The organism is Streptomyces sp. NBC_00503 (assembly GCF_036346895.1).
Classification (GTDB): Bacteria; Actinomycetota; Actinomycetes; order Streptomycetales; family Streptomycetaceae; genus Streptomyces.
The window spans coordinates 1,762,673-1,780,960 of the sequence record NZ_CP107855.1 but is presented as its reverse complement, the minus strand read 5'-3'; the positions used below and the strand labels follow the sequence as shown (position 1 = coordinate 1,780,960).

Here is an 18,288-nt window from a genome sequence, read left to right as displayed (position 1 = left end):
GGTCAGAGTGCAGAGTTGAAGATCGGCGCCTGAACCTGTCGACCGGATTCCGTCGAGAGGACGCGACCGAGGGTCGCGGCCGCGCGCGCACCGCGGACGTCGATCCGGTCGAGCGGGACGCGGCGGGACTTGACCGTGCTGGTCGGGGGGGTTGCGGAGGTGTTCATGACGCCGTCCTCGGGGAGGTCATGGGGAATGGGAAGGGTTGACACCGGCGAGTAAGCCGGTGCCTGGCGCGGACTTTACCCTCCCGGGTGCCCATCGGCGTGCTAAACGACCAAGGGGTTGCCTATAACGTGACCTCTCGTACGCCCGGATGTGACGAGTGGTCACCCACCCCTGGAAAACATGACCGAATTCCCCGGTGCTCCGTATTCGGCCGTTTGCCTGACGGCAAGATCCTTTTCTTTTCCGGGGAGCTCCGCGCCCGTTCCCCGGCCCGTCCTATGCGGGCTGCTGCTCGTTCACGGGAGGCGCGGGCACCTCCCTGAGCAGCCACGTCAGTACGTCGGGCAGCGCGTGCAGCGCTCCGAAGTGCGCGGCGGCCGGGTCGATGGTGGTGGTGGCGCCGGGGATGCGGCGGCCCAGCCAGCGGGAGTGGCCCACGGGGGAGAACTCGTCGAGGCCCCCGTGCCAGATCAGCACCGGGCAGCGGATGTCGGCGGGGTCGAAGCCCCAGGGGCTGCTGAAGGCGATCATGTCGTCGATCCAGCCGTAGGCGGAGGTGCGGACCCCCTCCCGGTAGTTCCGCAGCAGCATCGAGCGCAGGCCGGCGTCCGCGACGACCATCCGGTCGCTCTCGGTGAGCTCGCGGCGCAGTTCGTCCAGGAGCCGGCCGGGGTCCGCTGCGATGCCCGCGGCGCGCGGGATCATCCCGGCGGCCAGCTCCTCCGGATCCCGGCCGGCCGTGGAGTACGCCGTGACGTTCGAGGCGGTCATCCCCTCGAACCAGTCGAGGTCCTCCGCGTCCCGGGGGGCGAGGGGAACCAGGGCGGCCGTCCGGGTGACCCGCTCCGGGAGGAGGGCCGCGCAGGCCAGCGCGCCGGGGGCGCCGCCGGAACGGCCGGCCACGGCGAAGGTGTCCAGGCCCAGGGAGTCGGCGACCGCGGCCACCTCCTGGGCCACGTCGGCGACGGTGCGGCCCGGGTGGCGGTCGGAGCCCCCGTAGCCGGGTCTGTCGTAGGCGATGAGCTGCATCCGGCGCTGGTAGAGCACCATGCCCCGCGGGGCGGGCCCCAGCCTGCTGCCCGGCATGCCGTGGAGCAGGAAAACGGGTCGGCCGTCCGGGTCGCCCCAGCGCTCCACCGTCAGATTCCGTCCGTCCGCGACGCGCACCTGACTGCGCACGCGCTCCCTCCCTCACGGTCGACGCGACTCGTCACGGTGATTGTGCTCGCTGGGGGAGGAGCGCGGTAGGGCGCACTCCGCTCGAAATTCTTGTGAAAGTTTTCACAAGCGCACAGGGGTCTTAAGTCCCTCGGTGTATGTGCAGGTCAGGAGCATGATCCAGGAGATGTGAACGGGTGTGAACGGCCCTTCGGCCCGGCGGGAAAGGGCTTTTTCGGCACCACTGCTTCCGCTTTTGGGTGTCGAATTGAGTCATCAGGAAAGCGGTTCGAGTTGAGTCGAAATGAAGGAGTCCTGCCATGCAGGCCAACGAGATGGTGGATGGACTGGTCCAGGGGGCGCTCAAGGCGCTCGACCAGTTCGCGTCGTTCAACCAGGAGCAGGTCGACCACATCGTCAAGAAGGCCTCGCTGGCTGCGCTGAGCCAGCACGGTGAGCTCGCGCAGCTCGCCGTCGAGGAGACCGGCCGCGGACTCTTCGAGGACAAGGCCGTCAAGAACCTCTTCGCCTGCGAGCACGTCGTGAACTCGATGCGCGGGCTCAAGACCGCCGGCGTCATCCGCCGCGACGAACTCAACGGCATCACGGAGATCGCCGAGCCGGTCGGCGTCGTCTGCGCGATGACCCCGGTCACCAACCCGACCTCCACCACGATCTTCAAGGCGCTGATCGCGCTGAAGACCCGCAACCCGATCATCTTCGCCTTCCACCCCTCCGCGCAGAACTGCTCGGCCGAGGCCGCCCGCATCGTCCGCGACGCCGCCGTCGCCGCCGGCGCCCCCGAGAACTGTGTCCAGTGGGTGACCGCCCCCTCCATGGAGGCCACCGGCGCCCTCATGAACCACCCGGGCGTCTCCACCATCCTCGCGACCGGCGGAAACGCCATGGTCAAGGCCGCGTACTCGTGCGGCAAGCCGGCCCTGGGCGTCGGCGCGGGCAACGTCCCGGCGTACGTCCACAAGAGCGCCAAGCTCGGCCGCGCGATCCACGACATCGTGCTCTCCAAGGCCTTCGACAACGGCATGATCTGCGCCTCCGAGCAGGCCGTCATCCTCGACGCCGAGATCTACGAGAAGGGCCTCGCCGAGTTCAAGCGGCTCGGCGCCCACGTGGTCTCCGCCGCCGAGAAGACCAAGCTGGAGCAGTTCGTCTTCGGTACCACCGCCTACGCGGCCGACGCCAACGGCGCAAAGCTGAACCCGGCGGTCGTCGGCAAGTCCCCGCAGTGGATCGCCGAGCAGGCCGGCTTCACCGTCCCCGCCGACGCTTCGATCCTCCTCGCCGAGTGCAACGAGGTCGGCGAGAACGAGCCGCTGACCCGCGAGAAGCTCTCCCCGATCCTGGCCGCCCTGAAGGCCTCCGACACCGAGCACGGCCTCGAACTGGCCGCCGCGATGGTCGAGTTCCACGGTCTGGGTCACAGCGCCGCCATCCACGCCGAGGACGAGGCCCTCGTCGAGGAGTTCGGCAAGAAGGTCAAGGCGATCCGCGTCATCGCCAACTCGCCCTCCACCTTCGGCGGCATCGGCGACGTCTACAACGCCTTCCTCCCCTCGCTCACCCTCGGCTGCGGCTCCTACGGACACAACTCGGTGTCCAACAACGTCACCGCGGTCAACCTGATCAACGTCAAGCGGATCGGACGGCGCAACACCAACATGCAGTGGTTCAAGGTCCCGCCGAAGATCTACTTCGAGCGCAACTCCATCCGGTACCTCGGTGAGATGGACGGCATCAGCCGCGTCTCGATCGTCACCGACAAGACGATGGTCGCCATCGGCTTCGTGCAGAAGGTCGTCGACATCCTGCAGGCCCGCGAGGGCGCGGTGTCGATCCAGATCATCGACAACGTCGAGCCCAACCCGGAGCTCGCCACCGTCCAGGCCGGCGCCGCGATGATGCGCGACTTCAAGCCCGACACGATCATCGGCCTCGGCGGCGGCTCGCCGATGGACGCCGCGAAGATCATGTGGCTGATGTACGAGCGCCCGGAGGTCGAGTTCGGGGACACGAAGGAGAAGTTCTTCGACGTCCGCAAGCGCGCCTACAAGTTCCCCTCGCTCGGCGAGAAGGCCAAGATGGTCGCCATCCCGACCACCTCGGGCACCGGCTCCGAAGTCACCCCGTTCGCCGTCATCTCCGACCCGGCCGCGGCCCAGAAGTACCCGCTCGCCGACTACGCGCTGACCCCCAACGTCGCCATCGTCGACCCGATGCTGCCGATGGGCCTCCCGCCCAAGGTGACCGCCGACTCCGGCTTCGACGCCCTGACGCACGCCACCGAGGCCTACGTCTCCGCCTACTCGAACGACTACACCGACGGCCTGTGCCTCCAGGCCATCAAGCTCATCTTCGAAAACCTGCAGCGCTGCGTGGTCGACGGTCCCAACGACCCCGAGGCCCGCGAGAAGATGCACAACGCCTCCACGGTGGCGGGCATGGCCTTCGCCAACGCCTTCCTGGGCATGGTCCACGCCATGGCGCACACCCTGGGCAACACCTTCCACGTCGCCCACGGCCGCACCAACGCACTGCTCCTGCCGCACGTGATCCGCCACAACGGCACCGTCACGCACAAGGCCACCCCGTGGCCGAAGGCCGAGGTCTACCGGGCGCCGGAGCGCTTCCAGGAGATCGCGAAGATGCTGGGCCTGCCGGCCGCCACGGCCGCCGAGGGCGTCGAGTCCTACGCCAAGGCCGTCGAGGAGCTGCGCGCCAAGTGCGGCATCACCGCCTCCTTCGCCGAGGAGGGCGTGGACGAGCAGGCCTTCATCGAGGCCCTGCCCACCCAGGCCATGAACGCCTACGCCGACCAGTGCGCCCCCGCCAACCCGCGGATGCCGATGATCGACGACCTGAAGCAGCTCATGCTCCAGGCGTACTACGGCAACGCCGAGGGCGCCCCGGCCAAGAAGGCCGCCGCCAAGAAGAAGTAGGACCCCTCCCATGATCGTCCGCTAAGGACAGGAAGAGCCCGCCCGGGGCGCTAAGACCCGGGCGGGCTTTCCACATGTCCGAGCCGGCTGTTTGCGGCTGCCGTGCGCCGTACGGGCCTACGTGTGCGGGACCAGCAGGGCCGCCGCCGAGTGCGCGCGCTCCAGGGACGTGGCCCGGTCGGCGCCGCGCTGGCCCAGCACCACCCGGGTGCTCAGCCCGTCCAGCAGGGCCAGCAGCTCCGAGGCGCGGGCGGGGACGTCCAGGCCGGCGGCGAAGCGGCCCTGGTCCACGCCCTTGGCGAGCAGCGACTCCAGGTCCTGCTGCCAGCCGTCGTCGATCTCCTGCTGCGCGGTGCGCAGCTGCTCGTTCGAGGGGGTACGGGCCCACAGCTCGATCCAGAGCGTCCAGCGCGGGTCGCGGGGGCCGCGCGGCAGGTACAGCTCAAGGAAGAGCGCGAGCTTGCGGTGGGCGGTGACCCGGCGGCCCAGCAATTCGGTCCGCTCGACGGCCAGTTGCTGTTCGCTCCAGCGCAGTGCGGCCAGCAGCAGCCGGTCCTTGCTGCCGAAGTAGTAGAGGATGTGGCCGCCGCTGGTGCCGAGCCGCTCGGCGAGCGCGGACATGGTGAGCGTGGCCAGTCCGTCCTCGGCGATGGCCGTCATGGCCTCTTCCAGCATCCGCTCCTGGGCGATCTGCCCGTCGCGCCGCCGGGCCCCTCCCGCCGCGCCCGCTGCTCCTGCCACCCCGTGCCACCTTCCCGATCTTCGTGGGCCGACCTTATCCCGGACAGGGTCTTGACGCGGCCCCGGTCGGCAGCGCATCTTGAATGCCATTCAAGAACTTAGAACGCCATTCAAGGTCAGGCGTGGCGGTTCACCGGGTCGAAGGTCAGGGACGCACACATGACGCAGCAGGAGACGACGGCCGACGTCGACGAGGTCTTCAGAGTCGAGACGCACGGCATCGACCCCATCCCCGACGCCGAGCGCCACGGCGACGCCAAAGACCTCTTCTGGCTCTGGTTCGGCTCCAACCTCACCTTCACCTACGTGATCAACGGCGCCCTCGCCGTCGCCTTCGGCCTCTCCTTCTGGCAGGCCACCGCCGTGGTCGTGGCCAGCGGGCTCTCCTTCTTCGCGGTCAGCGCCGCCGGACTCAGCGGCATCCGCACCGGAACCGCCACCCTGGTCATCTCCCGCGCCGCCTTCGGCGTACGGGGCAACTGGCCCGCCGGCGTCCTCAACTGGGTGGTGAGCATCGGCTACACCATCGTCAACACCGTGGTCGGAACACTGGCTTTGGAAGTCTTCTTCGAAGAAGTCGGCCTGGGCAGCGGCACCTTGGTACGGGCCCTCGCGCTCGGAGTCACCCTCGCGCTCACCTTCGCCGTCGCCATGTGGGGCCACGCCACCGTCCAGTTCGCCGAACGCTGGATGGCGTACGTCCTCGCCGTCGGCTTCGCGGCCCTGCTCGTCTTCGTCCTGCCCGGCACCGTGACCACCCCTGCCGCCGACGCCGTGGCTCCCGGCCTGTCCGGCTGGAGCCTGGCCTTCGTGGTGATGCTCGCGGGGCCGTTCTCGTACCTGCCCATGCCCGCGGACTACACCCGCTACCTGCCCCGCACCACCTCGCTGAAGTCGATCACCTGGATGGGCGCGCTCGGCGGGTTCGTCTCCTCCGTAGCCCTCGGGATCGCGGGCGTCGCCGCTGCCACCCAGACCGATATGACCGACGCCGTCGCCGGGGCCGAGAGCCTGCTGCCGGGCTGGTTCAAGCCGCTGTTCCTGGCCCTGGTGCTGGGCGGCTCCGTCACCAACTCGATCATCACCCTCTACTCCTCCAGCCTGAACCTCCAGGTCCTCGGCATCCCCTGGAGCCGGGCCCGGGCCATCGTGATCAGCGCCGCCGTCACCGCCGCCGGATCGCTCGCCGCGCTCTTCCTCACCGACTTCACCACCTCCCTGCTCTCCTTCCTCTCCCTCCTGATCATCGTGTTCGCCCCCTGGGGCGGGGTCTTCCTCGCCGACATGCTGATGCGCCGCTGCCGCTACGACTCCGAAGCGCTGCACGCCGGGATCCGGGGCGCCTACTGGTACCGCTCCGGTTACCACCCCGCCGGAATGACCGCCCTCCTCGCCGGCATGGCCTTCGCCGCCCTGACCTGCGACTCCGAACTGTGGACCGGACCGCTCGTGGCCCCGCTCGGCGGCGCCGACCTCACCCTGCTCGGCTCGGTGGTCTCCGGGCTCACGTACTGGGTGCTGGCCCGGCGGGTGCCCGCGTACGCACCGGCCGCCTGAGCCCGCCCCCTTACGCACCTCCTCCCACGTACCCCTCTGCTGCACAGGAGCACCACCCCATGACGCACCCCGTCCCCGCCGATCTGCTGCTCACCGGAGCCCGCATCCACACCGTGGACCCCGCGCTTCCCGAGGCCGAGGCCCTGGCCGTACGCGACGGGCGGATCGTCTGGGTCGGCCCGGACACGGAGGCCGCCGCCTGGTCGGGCCCCGGCACCGAGCGGATCGACGCGGGCGGCCGGCTGGTGCTCCCCGGGTTCATCGACGCCCACAACCACGTCCGCCTCGGCTCCGACGCCGCGTGCGTACAGCTCGCCGGGGTGCGGACCCTCGACGCCATCCTCGAGCGGATCCGCACCTGGCGGGAGGCCAACCCGGACGCCGAATGGATCGAGGCCGAGGCCTTCGACTACTCCGCCATCCCCGGCGGGCGCATGCCCACCGCCGCAGACCTGGACCCCGTCACCGGGGACGTCCCGGCGATCGTGCTCTCCTACGACGTGCACACGGCCTGGCTGAACACGGCCGCCATGCGCCGCCTCGGAGTCGCGAAGGACCGTACCGACCTGCCCTTCGGTACCGCCGCGGTGGACCCGCAGACCGGCGAACCCACCGGATTCGTCAAGGACTTCGCCATCAAGGGCCTCTCTCGCGACGGCCACCGCGCCCTGCGCGACCTGGGCGTGCCGTGGGCCTCGCCCGACCGCCAGTACGGGCGCCTCGCCAAGAGCCTCGACGACGCCATCGGCTTCGGCATCACCACCGTCGTGGAACCCCAGAACTCCCTGGACGACCTCGAACTGTACGAGCGGGCCCGCGCCGAGGGCCGGCTGCGCTCGCGGATCGTGGCCGCCCTGTTCCACCCGCGCGGCACCACCGAGGAGGACCTCGACCTCTTCGCGGCGGCCGCCCGCATGCACGCCGGGGACCGCTTCCGGGTGGGCCCCCTCAAGCTCTACATCGACGACGTGGTGGAGCCGCGCACGGCCGCGCTGCTGGAACCGTACGCCGGCTGCGGCTCGCACCGCGGCGAGACCTTCTACCCGGCCGAGGAGTTCGCCGAGCTGCTCGCCGCCCTGGACGCGCGCGGATTCCAGTGCTTCGTCCACGCCACCGGCGACCGGGGCATCCGCACGGTCCTCGACGCCGTCGAGCACGCGCGGACGGTGAACGGCCCGCGCGACGCCCGCCACCAGGTGGTGCACGTGGAATGCCTGGACCCCCAGGACGTGCCGCGCTTCGAGCAGCTCGGGGTCGTGGCCTGCATGCAGCCCCGGCACTGCGCCCCGGAGATCGCGGGCCCCGGCCAGGACTGGGCGCGCAACGTGGGGGAGGAGCGCTGGCACAAGGCGTGGCCGATGCGCAGCCTCTCCGAGGCCGGGGCGGTGCTGGCCTTCTCCAGCGACTGGAACGTCGCCGAGATGGACCCGATGATCGGCATCTACACGGCGCTGACCCGGCGTTCGCTGGACGGCGGCGAGCCGTGGCAGCCGGAGGAGACGGTGGACATCGAGACGGCGGTGTACGGCTACACGATGGGCTCGGCGTACGCCAACTTCCTCGACCAGGACCGGGGTTCACTGACCCCGGGCAAGGCCGCGGACTTCGTGATCCTGTCCCGGGACATCTTCGCGGTGACCCCGGACCGGATCCCGGGCACGGTGGCCGAGACGGTGGTCGTCGCCGGCGAGGTGGTCCATCGGGCGGGATAGGTTGGCGGCACTTTTGGCCTGAGCTTCTGGGGGACCGTATGGACGCTTTGCTCGACCTGCTGGTTCAGCTCCTTCTCCTGGTCCTGGCCCTGGCACCGGCCAGATGGTTGATACGGAGGTCCAGGAGGCGTGCAGTGGACCGGCGGGCGGCGGATGCCGTCATCGCCGCCGCAGTGGGCGTGCCCTGCCAGGCGCGCTGGCGGCAGGGGGCGCGGCGTCGGTTCTTCGGATACGGGAGGCTCGGCGCCGACGCGAGCTTCAAAGCGCCACTGCGCTCCGCGGTGGCCCTGCCCGTCGGTGGTCGAGCGAACCTCCGGGAGAGCTGGCGGCCGGGGATGCGGGTTCTGGAGTACCGAGCCCCCGACGGGCAGCGGATCGACTTCCAGGTGTACGCCGGCGAAGTCGGGCTCGCGGGCCGTTTCCTGCGGGTTCCGGACTCGGACTGGGTCAGGCCCTTCGGGAATGTGGACGGCCGCTCCAAGTGGTTCTGACGTCCGGGGGCGCTGGATGTAACGCGGTCGTGGCCGGCGGACGACAGGTGCGTGGTCGAACGGACCTGACAGGAAAGGGCCGTTGCGCCACGTGATGGCGGATGGCTAGCTTCGGCGCATGGTGACGAGATCTCCAGGTCTGACCAAGCGGCGCGCGATCGACTTCATGCGCGTCGCCGGTGCGCTGTGTTGGTGAGGGTTCCGCCCGGCCCGTCCGGGCTGTCCGATCCTTCCGCCCCGAAGTCCACCCGCCAGGAGTATCCGTGAAGCCGCCCCGTTCCGCCCTGCTCGCCCTGGGCGCCGCCTTGGTGCTGTCCGCCACGGCCCTCGCCCTCCCGTCCGCCGCCCAGGCCGCGCCCGCCGCCGACGGCGGGGCCGTCGTCCGCGAGTGGTACGACACCACCGCGCAGACCGTCGGCGCCGCCGGTGCGCCCACCCAGGTCACCAACAGCCGGACCTGGGCCATCAGTTGGCTCGCCGCCGCCCGCGCCGCCGGGGAGGCACCCGGCGGGCGGGATCGGGCCGCCTTCCAGGACGCGGCCGTCGCCTCCGCCGTCCACGACGCGCTGGCCGACCTCGCACCCACCCGCAGGGCGGAGCTCGACTCCGCGCTCGCCGCCACCCTCGGCCGGATCCCCGACGGCCGCGCCGAGGACCGGGGCGTCGCCGCCGGGGCCCGGCAGGCGAAGCTCGCGCTCGCCTCCCGCCAGGGCGACGGCCTCGACCCCGCCTCCGTGAACGCGCCGTACGCCGTGGAACCCGCCGCGCCCGGCGTCTGGCAGCCGACGCCCGACGGCTACGCCCCCGCCGCGCAGTACGGCAACCGGGTGGCCAGGCCGTTCCTGCTCGACTCCCCGGACCAGTACCGGATCGGCCCGCCGCCCGCGCTGGACTCCCGCCGCTACCGGGACGACCTCGCCGAGGTGCGCGCGTACGGAGCCGCCGGCTCCACCGTCCGCAGCGCCCGCCAGACCGAGACCGCCACCTTCTGGTACGGCTCCTCGCTGACCCTGTACACCGAGCCGCTGCGCGTCGCCGTGACCCGCTCGCACGGCTCCACCGCCGAACGGGCCGGGCTGATCGGGCTGTTCCACGCCGCCCTGGTCGACACGCAGATCGCCACCTCCGACAGCAAGTACGCGTACACCCGCTGGCGTCCGGTCACCGCGATCCGGACCGGGGACATCGACCCCGACCCGGCCTGGACCCCGCTCCACCAGACCCCGGCCCACCCCGACTACCCCAGCGGCCACACCACCTACGCCGGAGCGGCCGAGGTGATCCTGGACGCCCTCGCGGGACCCCGTACCGCCCCGTTCGCCGTGACCAGCCCGACGGCGCCCGGCGTACGGCGCACGTACACGAGCTGGGAGCAGCTGACCCGCGACAACGTCGACGCGCGGATCCTCTCCGGCATCCACACCCGCTCCGCCGACGAGGCGGGGGCCACCCTCGGCAAGGCCGTGGCCCGCCACACCCTGCGCGGCGCCGACCGACTGCTCGCACCCCTCGGCTAGGCCGTCTCTTTCGGATCTTGTCGGGTCCGCGCCGCCCGGCACCGCACCTCGGCACGCTGCCGGGTCACCCGAGTACGTCCAGTACGCGGGAGCCCCGGCAGCGTGCCGAGGTACGGCACCGGACGACGCGGACCTGACCGACAAGATCCGAAAGAGACGGCCTTGCCGGCCCGGTCCGGCGGGCCCGTGCTCAGATGCGCCGCAGGTGCTCCGTGAACAGGGCGCGGGCCCGGTCGAGGTCGGCGGGGGAGGCCGCTCCGCGCTTGGGCAGCACGAGGAAGTGCTCCAGGCTGCCGGTGAGGACGAACAGCTCGGGGGTCTCGAACCACCAGGGGTAGCCGCTCCAGTCGACGTGCTCGTCCCGCCCGGCGGTGCCGGTGGTGGTCAGGCCGTCCCCGGTGAGCGTGGTGCTCCAGGTGCCGCGGGCCGCGTCGGCCTCGTACTGGCGGCGCATCCGCGACCTGCGGACTTTTTGGCGCACCCAGAACAGCGCCACGACGCCGGCCACGACCGAGATGACGACCGCGTCCGCCCCGAGGCCCCACATCTTGATCCGGATGTACGCGGCCGCGGCCGCGAGCGCGGCCGCCAACGCGACCGTCAGCAGCTGCGTGCCGACGATTCCGGGCCTGGTCCCGCGGCTGTACCGCCGCAGGGCCTCGTCGTAGTCGGCGGCGGCCGGAGCGAACTCGAACCGGGCGGTGCGCAGGGTGTCGGCCTCGGCCCGCCCGGCTTGATCCATGTCCATGACAGCGGAGCGTACGACACCGCCCGCGCGGGCCCGCGGCCAGGTGGAAGGGTCCCCGGAAGGGGCGGCCTAGTGCTGTGGCCGGAAAGGTTCACCGGGGCGCGGCGCCCGGCACGGCACCTCGCCGCGTTGTCGGACCGCGGCGGTACGTCCAGTACGAGCCGCGGTCCTCCGCCTTGCGATGCACCGCACCGGACGCCGCGACCCGGCAAACCTTTCCGGCCACAGCACTAGCGCTTCGGCCAGTACCAGAGGGGCTCGTCCAGCGGGCCTTCGCGACCCTCGACCTCGGTCTGGCCGAAGTCCTTGAGCAGGGTGATCGTCCGCAGGTCCACCCGGTGGCGGCGGGTGCCCGCCGCAAGGGCGTCGGCCAGCGGGGCGGCGTGCGTGACCACCACCGTCTGGGTGTCCCGGGCCACCGTCAGGATCAGGTCGGACAGGGGGCCCAGCAGATCCGGATGGAGGCTGGTCTCCGGCTCGTTGAGCACCATCAGGGCGGGCGGGCGCGGGGTCAGCAGGGCCGCCGTCCACAGCAGATAACGCAGTGTCCCGTCGGAGAGTTCCGCCGCGCCCAGCGGGCGCAGCAGCCCGTGCTGGTGCAGCTCCAGCTCGAAGCGGCCGTCGCGCTCCGCGATCGCGACGCGGCTGCCCGGGAAGGCCGCCTCGACGGCGGTGTCCAGGGCCTCGTGGTCGCCGATCTCCCGGATCGTCTGGAGCGCGGCCGGCAGGTCGGAGCCGTCCGCGGCGAGTACGGGCGTACGGGTCCCCACGCGCGGGCTGCGGGCCGGGGCGTCGGCGTCGGTGCGCACGTGGTCGTAGAACCGCCAGGACCGGATCAGCTCGCGCAGGTGCAGGAGGTCGGGGGCCAGCTGGGGGTCGGCGAGCTCGCTGAGCATGGAGTCGTACGGGCGCAGGGCGCCCTGGGTACGGTGCCAGCCCCCGTCGGCCGTCCGGGTCCGCACGGCGGGCCCCGCCCGGTCCGAGAGGAGGGCGGCCGGGCGCAGGACCGGACCGGTCCAGGTGCACTCCCGCTTGATCTCGGGGTCCAGGGCGAAGAGGGAGCCGGGCACTGGCGCCGGATGGCCGAAGTCCACGGCGTACCCGAACTCGTCCCCGGAGAAGCCGAGCCGCAGGCCCACCGGTTCGGAGCGGACCGTGGGCTGGACGGCGTACCGCCCCTCCCGCACCCCGCGCCCGGTCTTCTCCGGCCCGGCCCACAGCGTGGAGGGCAGCCCGCCCTCCCGGGCCAGCGCGGCGATCGCGCCGCCCCGCGCGGAGTCGGCGAGCAGCCGCAGCGACCGGTAGAGGCTGGACTTGCCCGTGCCGTTGGCGCCCGTCACCACGGTGAGCCGGCCGAGGTCGACGATCAGCCTGCGAAGGGAGCGGTAGTTCTCGACCGCGAGCGTCGTGATCACGCGGTCAGGTCTCCGGGTGTTCCTCGGGGGCCAGGAAGCGGCCCATCGGAAGCACCTGGCGGCCCCAGGTGCTCGCCATGATCTGGCCGGCGAGGAGGTACGTGGCCCCGAGCGCGGCCAGCAGCCCGCTCCAGCCGGTGATCCGGTTCCAGATCACCGAGCCGGTGAACCCGCTGACCGTCATGGCGACGAAGACCACCAGCACGCACGTGAACGTGGACAGCAGCACCAGGTGGATCCGCCAGCTGCCGATCCACAGCACGAACACCACGAACACCCACGGCAGCGTGAACAGGCCGCTGACGTCCCCGCGCAGGGCCGGATCGGTGGCGGGCAGCACCCACTGGAGCAGGCAGGCCTTCGCCATCCAGAAGAGTCCGAAGCCGCCGAACACGGTCGCGTGCCAGGTGTCGCCGCGCTGCGCCTGGAAGAGCCCGGCCAGCAGCTGGGCGAGCCCGCCGATGAAGAAGCCGACCAGCGGGAGCACCGAGTGGCCGAGCTTCTCGGGGAAGACGCCCGCGTCGATCCCGGTGGCGATGGTCGTGACGACGATGAAGCCGGTCAGGCCGAGCGCGCCCAGCTGCGCCTGCGCGCTCGGCTCCATCCGCTTGACGGAGACGGCCTGTTCGGCCGGACCCTGACGGTTGAGGTGGAGGGGATTGTTCATCGGCCCGCGGCCTTCGCGGTCGGGTCGGAGACGTCCAGGTCATCGGGCCCGTCGGGGAGCCCGCTGCCCACGGCCGCCCCGGCCCTGCCCCGGCGGGACACCGCGCAGGCCATGGTGACGGCCGAACCGAGCACCGCCCAGCCGCTGAGCACCAGCAGTGGGCCGGTGATGTCGTTGCCCTTGAAGTACGCGATCGAGCGCGCGGCATAGGTGCCCGCGCCCGGCGGCAGCCACGGGCCGATGGCCTTCCAGAACGGCGGCAGCAGCGGGTACGGGTAGGCGCCGCCCGCGCTCGGGTTGCCGAAGACCACCACCAGCAGGATCGCCAGGCCGATGCCGACCACCCCCGCGAGCCCCTGGAAGGCCAGGGTGATCGCTCCGACCGCGAAGACCACCAGGGTGCCGAGTCCCCACAGGGCTGGGATGCTGCCGGACAGGGCGCCCAGCACCGGTCCGGCGATGACCGCGCCGAGGAGCCCGGCCGCGACGGCGTATACGAACAGCGCGCCGAGCCGGACGACGGCGCGGGCCGCGTTCGCGGGCCGGGCGCCGGCGCTGATCGCGAGGATCGCGGCGCAGAGGTAGCCGCCCACGCACCAGCCGATGACCAGGTAGAAGGAGCTCAGACCCCGCCCGTCACCGGCGGCGGCCGGAGCCACGTCGACGATGGTGAAGGTGCGGCCCTGGGCCTGCTCGACGCGGCCCACCACCTCTTCGACGGCCTGCGACAGCGAGGCTCCGGCGCCGCTCGCGACCAGGAGTTTGTCGGTCTTGCCGGCCGGGTCGATGATCAGCGCGCCGTCCACGTCCCGGTTCTTGATCTGCCGGGCCGCGGTGGCCTCGTCCTTGACGGCGCGCGGGTCGAGCGGTTTGCCGGGCAGGGCGGCGAGCTGCTTCGCCGACTGCTCCGCGACCGGTGCCACGGGCGCCGACACGGCGATCGGGATCTCGCTGGGCTTCGGGTGGTGGAAGGCCCCGACGTAGGACGTGATGAAGGCGAGCTGGAGCGCGAGCACGCCGAGGACCAGCAGGGCGGCCCGGGTGGTCACCGCGTCCTTGATCTCGGCGAGGAACCCGCCGGACTGCCCTGGATCTGCGTTGGTGGGCTGGGTCATGTCTCACACGCTCGGCGTACCGGCGGCGGCGCGCAGCAGGGGTGGGCCGAATGGATGAATCCCGCCCGGCGGGTCGCCGTCGAACCCGGCTCATCTTTTACCGACGCGTAACTTCCCAGTCTTGCTACTCGCCCGTAATTTAGCGGCAGCAGCACCCCTTGTGATCCGGATCACGGGATGAACCCCCACGTAATTCCCGAGCCGTCCCCGCGTTGTCCCCCTCGAACGCAAGGAGATCACACGATGCTGCCCTGGAGACGCCTGCTCCGCCCGCTGGCCGTCCTCACCCTGACCACCGCCGCACTCGTCGCCCCCACCGGCGCGGCCCAGGCCGCCTCGGCGCCGAGCAGCGGCTGGAACAACTGGTCCTGCAAACCGTCCGCCGCCCACCCGCGCCCCGTCGTCCTGGTCCACGGAACCTTCGGGAACTCCGTCGACAACTGGCTCGGCTTCGCCCCGTACCTCGTCCACCGGGGCTACTGCGTCTACTCCCTGGACTACGGACAACTCCCCGGGGTGCCCCTCTTCAACGGGCTCGGCCCCATCGACAAGTCCGCCGGCCAGCTCGACACCTTCGTGGACAAGGTCCTCGCCTCCACCGGGGCGGCCAAGACCGACATCGTCGGCCACTCCCAGGGCGGCATGATGCCGAACTACTACCTGAAGTTCCTCGGCGGAGCCGCCAAGGTCAACGCCCTGGTCGGGCTCGCCCCCGACAACCACGGGACCACACTGGACGGGCTCACCCAGCTCCTCCCGTACTTCCCCGGCGCCGAGGACCTGATCAGCACGGCCACCCCCGGACTCGCCGACCAGATCGCCGGATCCGCCTTCCAGAAGAAGCTGAACGCCGGCGGGGACACCGTCCCCGGAGTCAAGTACACGGTGATCGCCACCCGCTACGACGAGGTGGTCACCCCGTACCGGAGCCAGTTCCTCGACGGGCCGAACGTCCGCAACGTGCTGCTCCAGGACCTGTGCGCGCTGGACCTGTCGGAGCACGTGGCCATCGGCCTCACCGACCGGATCGCCTGGCACGAGGCGGCCAACGCCCTCGACCCGGCACACGCCGAACGGACCACCTGCGCGTCGGTCTTCGACTGACCGGCCGGCTGACAGCACAGTGGCAGGCGGTCCGCCCCCCGGCGGACCGTCCGCCGCTGTCGGTCGTCAGCGGCCGTGGCGGCCCGGCGTCGCACGGCGGCGGGCCAGCCCGAACAGCACGGCCGCGCCGACGGCCAGGGTGCCCGCCCCGGCGATCGCGATCGCCGGGGTGGCACTGCTGGCACCCGTCTCCGCGAGGTCGGTCCCGCTCTGCGAGGGGATCGGCGACGGGGAGCCGTTGGAGTTGGTCTTCGGGTCGTTGTCCCCGTGCCCGCTGTGCTCCACCGTGGACTTGCTCGCGCCGTCCGCGATCTGCTGGTCGGAGGGGGCCTTGGCCAGCGGGCAGTCCTCGTCGGTGCCGGGGACCCCGGTGCCGGGCTTGCCGCCGGGGGCGGAGGGCTGGTTCGAGGGCTTGGAACCGGGCTTCGAGCTGGGCTTGCCGCCCGTGGAACCCGTACCGCCGGTGGAGCCCGTACCGCCGGTGGAGCCCGTACCGCCCGTGGAGCCCGTACCGGCCGTGCCGCCCGTGCTGCTGCCGCTCCCGCCGTTGTCCTTGCCGAAGACCACGTCCGAGCAGGAGTAGAAGGCCTCCGGGCTGTCCGAGCGCTGCCAGATGCTGTAGATCAGGTGCCGGCCGGTCTTGTTCGGGACGGTGCCGGAGAAGACGTAGTCGCCGCTCTGCATCCCCGGATCGGAGACCTTCACGAACGGCGCCGGCTCCAGGTCGGACCACTTCAGCGGCTTCGTCGGGTCGTAGCCGTCCTTCGTCACGTACAGCTCGAAGGAACCCTTGTGCGGGGCGGTCCCCTTGTAGCGGAAGGTGTGGGCGCCCGAAGCCATCGGGCTCGCGGGCCAGTCCGCGCGCGCCAGGTCCAGGCCCTTGTACTTGTCGTTGCCCGCCGAGCACAGCTGCCCGTCCGGGATCAGGGACTTGCTCTGACCGGCCGCGTTGGCGATGTTCACCGCGTTCCAGTCGTAGAACGCCTGGGCCCCGCTCGCCGCGACCGCCGCCTTGCAGGCCGCCGACTTCGGGGCCTCGGGTCCCTCCGCGTAGCACGCCGCCACCCGGCTGACCGGGTCCGTCATCGAACCGTGGGCGGCCGCGGGCGAGGTGGCGTACGCGGCCACCGCGAGCGGAGCGAGGCCGACGGCGGCGATACGGGCGGCGGTACGGCGTGCGGACATGGTGGATCTCCTCTGGGGCACGGCAGGGGGCGGCGCGAGTCGTGGACGGGCCAGTGGTCCGGGGCTGTGCGGCGCCGCCCCTCACGGGTGTGCGGCGCCGCCTCCGGCCCTCCCTGGCTCAGCCAAACTAACCGCCCGCACGCCGCGTTCGCCCGGCTTGGGGCCCCGCAAGGCGATCCTTAGGGTCCGCTTAAGGAGCCGCTAAGCGGGCCCACAGAAAACCCGTGGTCCGGGAACGGATCAGGCCAGGAGCGCGGCGATCCCGGCCGTGGAGCGGGCCTGGGCGTCCAGGGCGTCGAGGGCCCGGACGGCCTCGGCGGCCGCTTCGGGGTCGGTGGCGGACAGGCCGCTCCCGGCGAACTCGTCCTCGTCGAGGCGCAGTACCTCGCTGCCGTCCGCCGACACCCACAGGTCGAGGTCCAGGTCCTCCACCAGGATGGCGCTGCCCGTCACCACCGCCGGGCGGGTCACGTCGCAGTACCAGCCCTTGAGGACGCCCTCGCCGGTGCGGACCTCCTTGACCGCGTACCAGCGGTCGCGCCAGAAGTGCTCGGTGAACACGTCGCCCGGCTCGAAGCGCACGAACCCGAAGTCCCGTACCCCTTCGGCCGCCCAGGGGGCCCGTACGGTGATTCGCGTGCCGGTGTCGGCCACCGGCTCGGCGGGGTAGCTGATCTTGGTGCGGCCCGCTTTGGTGAGGGTGACGGTCAGTCTGTCGGTCATCGCAGGGTCTCCAGTCGTTTCGTGAAGCGGGTCTCGGTCGCGCAGACCTCGTACCCGAACCAGGTGTTGACGGCGAGCATCGGGCCGTTGCCGGTGTCGTTGCCCGTGAAGGCCTGCGTGTAGCCGGCCGCGCGGGCCCGCAGCAGCGAGTCGTTCTTCGCGAGCTTGGCCATGCCCAGGCCGCGGAAGCCCCGCAGGGTGCCGGTCATGGCCGAGGAGTAGCGGGTGGCCCCGTCGGTGTGGGCGGCGGTGAAGGCGGCGACCTCGCCGTCCACCAGGACCACGGTGGTCAGCGATCGGTCCAGGTAGGGGTTGTTCCAGGTGTGCCGCAGCCAGTCCTCGTAGTCCTCGAACTCGACCGCCACGTCGCCCGGTTCGTCGAGGGACGTCGCCGCGTCGGCCTCGAAGAGCGGCCGCGGATCGGCGGCGAAGGCCGAGGCGGGGCGCAGTTCGACACCGGCGGGCAGGTTCCGGGGGAGCGCGGGCAGGGCCGCCGAGGTCAGGTCCAGGCGCAGGAAGTGGGCGGAGCGGGAGGGCCGGTACCCGTGGCGCCCGGCGAACGCGCGGTGGGACGGCTCGTCGAGCACCCAGGCGTACGAGTCCTTCGCGCCCTCGGCGGCGAGGTGCTCCTCCGCCGCGCGCAGCAGGGCGCTCCCGGCGCCGAGCCCGCGCCGCGCGGGGTCCACGTAGGCGTTGACGAAGCCCTGGCCGGGCTCGGGGCTGTCGTAGACGATCCCGACCTGCGCGGTGCCGATGACCTGCCCGTCGGCGGATTCGGCGACGAGGAGCCGGTAGCGCTTGGCGGGGTGGGCGACGGCCAGTTCGAAGGCCACCCCGCGGGCCGTGCCGATCATGAAGGGGAGTGCCGCGCGGCGCACCCGTACGACGGACTCGGCGTCGGCGGGGTCGTTCGGGCGCAGGTCGCGGATGGTGGTGGGCATGGTGGTGACCGTACGGGCGGCCGAGGGGCGCGCGCCCGCGAATTTCGGGGCCGCGAGCCCGGCCTGACCGGCAAGACACCCCCTGGGGC

17 protein-coding genes are annotated in these 18,288 nt (G+C 71.8%); 7 read left to right on the top strand and 10 right to left on the bottom strand.

Going from position 1 to position 18,288, the window contains the following annotated elements; translation table 11 throughout:
• Positions 1-2: 2 nt before the first annotated feature.
• Positions 3-167: an FxSxx-COOH cyclophane-containing RiPP peptide gene (fxsA, locus tag OG490_RS08335; protein ID WP_330295638.1), complete on the bottom strand. Its 165-nt coding sequence runs from the start codon at positions 165-167 to the stop codon at positions 3-5.
• A 277-nt stretch (positions 168-444) separates the two neighbouring features.
• Entirely contained in the window at positions 445-1,347 is a 903-nt protein-coding gene (locus tag OG490_RS08330; RefSeq protein WP_330295637.1) for an alpha/beta fold hydrolase, read from the bottom strand.
• A 299-nt stretch (positions 1,348-1,646) separates the two neighbouring features.
• Here OG490_RS08330 and adhE point away from each other — a divergent pair, with 299 nt between their 5' ends.
• Positions 1,647-4,283, top strand: a complete 2,637-nt coding sequence (adhE, locus tag OG490_RS08325; RefSeq protein WP_330295636.1) for a bifunctional acetaldehyde-CoA/alcohol dehydrogenase — start codon at positions 1,647-1,649, stop codon at positions 4,281-4,283.
• 117 nt (positions 4,284-4,400) lie between these two features.
• Here adhE and OG490_RS08320 read toward each other — a convergent pair whose 3' ends face one another.
• A complete protein-coding gene (locus tag OG490_RS08320) occupies positions 4,401-4,958 on the bottom strand; it encodes a TetR/AcrR family transcriptional regulator (RefSeq protein ID WP_330300832.1) in 558 nt (185 codons plus the stop codon).
• Positions 4,959-5,183: 225 nt separating this feature from the next.
• On the opposite strand from OG490_RS08320, the gene OG490_RS08315 reads away from it, so the two are divergent.
• The 5 genes from OG490_RS08315 to OG490_RS08300 all read left to right on the top strand — a co-directional run bounded on the left by OG490_RS08315 (position 5,184) and on the right by OG490_RS08300 (position 10,301).
• Entirely contained in the window at positions 5,184-6,581 is a 1,398-nt protein-coding gene (locus OG490_RS08315; protein ID WP_330295635.1) for a purine-cytosine permease family protein, read from the top strand.
• 59 nt (positions 6,582-6,640) lie between these two features.
• A complete protein-coding gene (locus OG490_RS08310; protein WP_330295634.1) occupies positions 6,641-8,293 on the top strand; it encodes an amidohydrolase in 1,653 nt (550 codons plus the stop codon).
• Positions 8,294-8,427: 134 nt separating this feature from the next.
• The gene (locus tag OG490_RS08305) at positions 8,428-8,784 is read left to right on the top strand and encodes a hypothetical protein (RefSeq protein WP_330295633.1); all 357 of its coding nucleotides are present in this window, start codon (positions 8,428-8,430) and stop codon (positions 8,782-8,784) included.
• 118 nt (positions 8,785-8,902) lie between these two features.
• The gene (locus OG490_RS39150; protein WP_443065936.1) at positions 8,903-8,980 is read left to right on the top strand and encodes a putative leader peptide; all 78 of its coding nucleotides are present in this window, start codon (positions 8,903-8,905) and stop codon (positions 8,978-8,980) included.
• Between the two features lie 67 nt (positions 8,981-9,047).
• Complete coding sequence (locus OG490_RS08300; protein ID WP_330295632.1) at positions 9,048-10,301, top strand: vanadium-dependent haloperoxidase; 1,254 nt, start codon at positions 9,048-9,050, stop codon at positions 10,299-10,301.
• 190 nt (positions 10,302-10,491) lie between these two features.
• On the opposite strand, the gene OG490_RS08295 is transcribed toward OG490_RS08300, so the two are convergent.
• From OG490_RS08295 to OG490_RS08280, 4 genes are all read right to left on the bottom strand, one after another.
• Complete coding sequence (locus tag OG490_RS08295; protein ID WP_330295631.1) at positions 10,492-11,049, bottom strand: YcxB family protein; 558 nt, start codon at positions 11,047-11,049, stop codon at positions 10,492-10,494.
• A gap of 230 nt (positions 11,050-11,279) precedes the next feature.
• Positions 11,280-12,464 carry an AAA family ATPase gene (locus OG490_RS08290; RefSeq protein WP_330295630.1) on the bottom strand — a complete coding sequence of 395 codons (1,185 nt, stop codon included), beginning with the start codon at positions 12,462-12,464 and terminating at the stop codon, positions 11,280-11,282.
• Between the two features lie 4 nt (positions 12,465-12,468).
• A complete protein-coding gene (locus OG490_RS08285; protein ID WP_330295629.1) occupies positions 12,469-13,131 on the bottom strand; it encodes an acetate uptake transporter in 663 nt (220 codons plus the stop codon).
• Entirely contained in the window at positions 13,128-14,246 is a 1,119-nt protein-coding gene (locus OG490_RS08280; protein ID WP_330295628.1) for a DUF3533 domain-containing protein, read from the bottom strand. Before OG490_RS08280 ends, OG490_RS08285 begins: the two co-directional genes overlap by 4 nt.
• Before the next feature lie 243 nt (positions 14,247-14,489).
• On the opposite strand from OG490_RS08280, the gene OG490_RS08275 reads away from it, so the two are divergent.
• Positions 14,490-15,350, top strand: coding sequence for an esterase/lipase family protein (locus OG490_RS08275; protein WP_330295627.1), 861 nt, complete (start codon positions 14,490-14,492; stop codon positions 15,348-15,350).
• A gap of 66 nt (positions 15,351-15,416) precedes the next feature.
• On the opposite strand, the gene OG490_RS08270 is transcribed toward OG490_RS08275, so the two are convergent.
• The 3 genes from OG490_RS08270 to OG490_RS08260 form a co-directional block, all read right to left on the bottom strand.
• Positions 15,417-16,535, bottom strand: coding sequence for a lytic polysaccharide monooxygenase (locus tag OG490_RS08270; RefSeq protein WP_330295626.1), 1,119 nt, complete (start codon positions 16,533-16,535; stop codon positions 15,417-15,419).
• Between the two features lie 240 nt (positions 16,536-16,775).
• A complete protein-coding gene (locus OG490_RS08265) occupies positions 16,776-17,258 on the bottom strand; it encodes a DUF402 domain-containing protein (protein WP_330295625.1) in 483 nt (160 codons plus the stop codon).
• On the bottom strand, positions 17,255-18,199 hold the full coding sequence (locus tag OG490_RS08260; RefSeq protein ID WP_330295624.1) for a GNAT family N-acetyltransferase: 945 nt from the start codon (positions 18,197-18,199) through the stop codon (positions 17,255-17,257). Before OG490_RS08260 ends, OG490_RS08265 begins: the two co-directional genes overlap by 4 nt.
• Between the last annotated feature and the right edge of the window lie 89 nt (positions 18,200-18,288).

Bases quoted from the DNA above. Each gene is read 5' to 3' on its own strand.
- OG490_RS08260 (WP_330295624.1), bottom strand. From the start codon at position 18,199: ATGCCCACCACCATCCGCGACCTGCGCCCGAACGACCCCGCCGACGCC.
- OG490_RS08285 (WP_330295629.1), bottom strand. From the start codon at position 13,131: ATGAACAATCCCCTCCACCTCAACCGTCAGGGTCCGGCCGAACAGGCC.
- fxsA (WP_330295638.1), bottom strand. From the start codon at position 167: ATGAACACCTCCGCAACCCCCCCGACCAGCACGGTCAAGTCCCGCCGC.
- OG490_RS08320 (WP_330300832.1), bottom strand. From the start codon at position 4,958: ATGCTGGAAGAGGCCATGACGGCCATCGCCGAGGACGGACTGGCCACG.
- OG490_RS08315 (WP_330295635.1), top strand. From the start codon at position 5,184: ATGACGCAGCAGGAGACGACGGCCGACGTCGACGAGGTCTTCAGAGTC.
- OG490_RS08265 (WP_330295625.1), bottom strand. From the start codon at position 17,258: ATGACCGACAGACTGACCGTCACCCTCACCAAAGCGGGCCGCACCAAG.
- OG490_RS08280 (WP_330295628.1), bottom strand. From the start codon at position 14,246: ATGACCCAGCCCACCAACGCAGATCCAGGGCAGTCCGGCGGGTTCCTC.
- OG490_RS08275 (WP_330295627.1), top strand. From the start codon at position 14,490: ATGCTGCCCTGGAGACGCCTGCTCCGCCCGCTGGCCGTCCTCACCCTG.
- OG490_RS08310 (WP_330295634.1), top strand. From the start codon at position 6,641: ATGACGCACCCCGTCCCCGCCGATCTGCTGCTCACCGGAGCCCGCATC.
- adhE (WP_330295636.1), top strand. From the start codon at position 1,647: ATGCAGGCCAACGAGATGGTGGATGGACTGGTCCAGGGGGCGCTCAAG.
- OG490_RS08295 (WP_330295631.1), bottom strand. From the start codon at position 11,049: ATGGACATGGATCAAGCCGGGCGGGCCGAGGCCGACACCCTGCGCACC.
- OG490_RS08270 (WP_330295626.1), bottom strand. From the start codon at position 16,535: ATGTCCGCACGCCGTACCGCCGCCCGTATCGCCGCCGTCGGCCTCGCT.
- OG490_RS39150 (WP_443065936.1), top strand. From the start codon at position 8,903: ATGGTGACGAGATCTCCAGGTCTGACCAAGCGGCGCGCGATCGACTTC.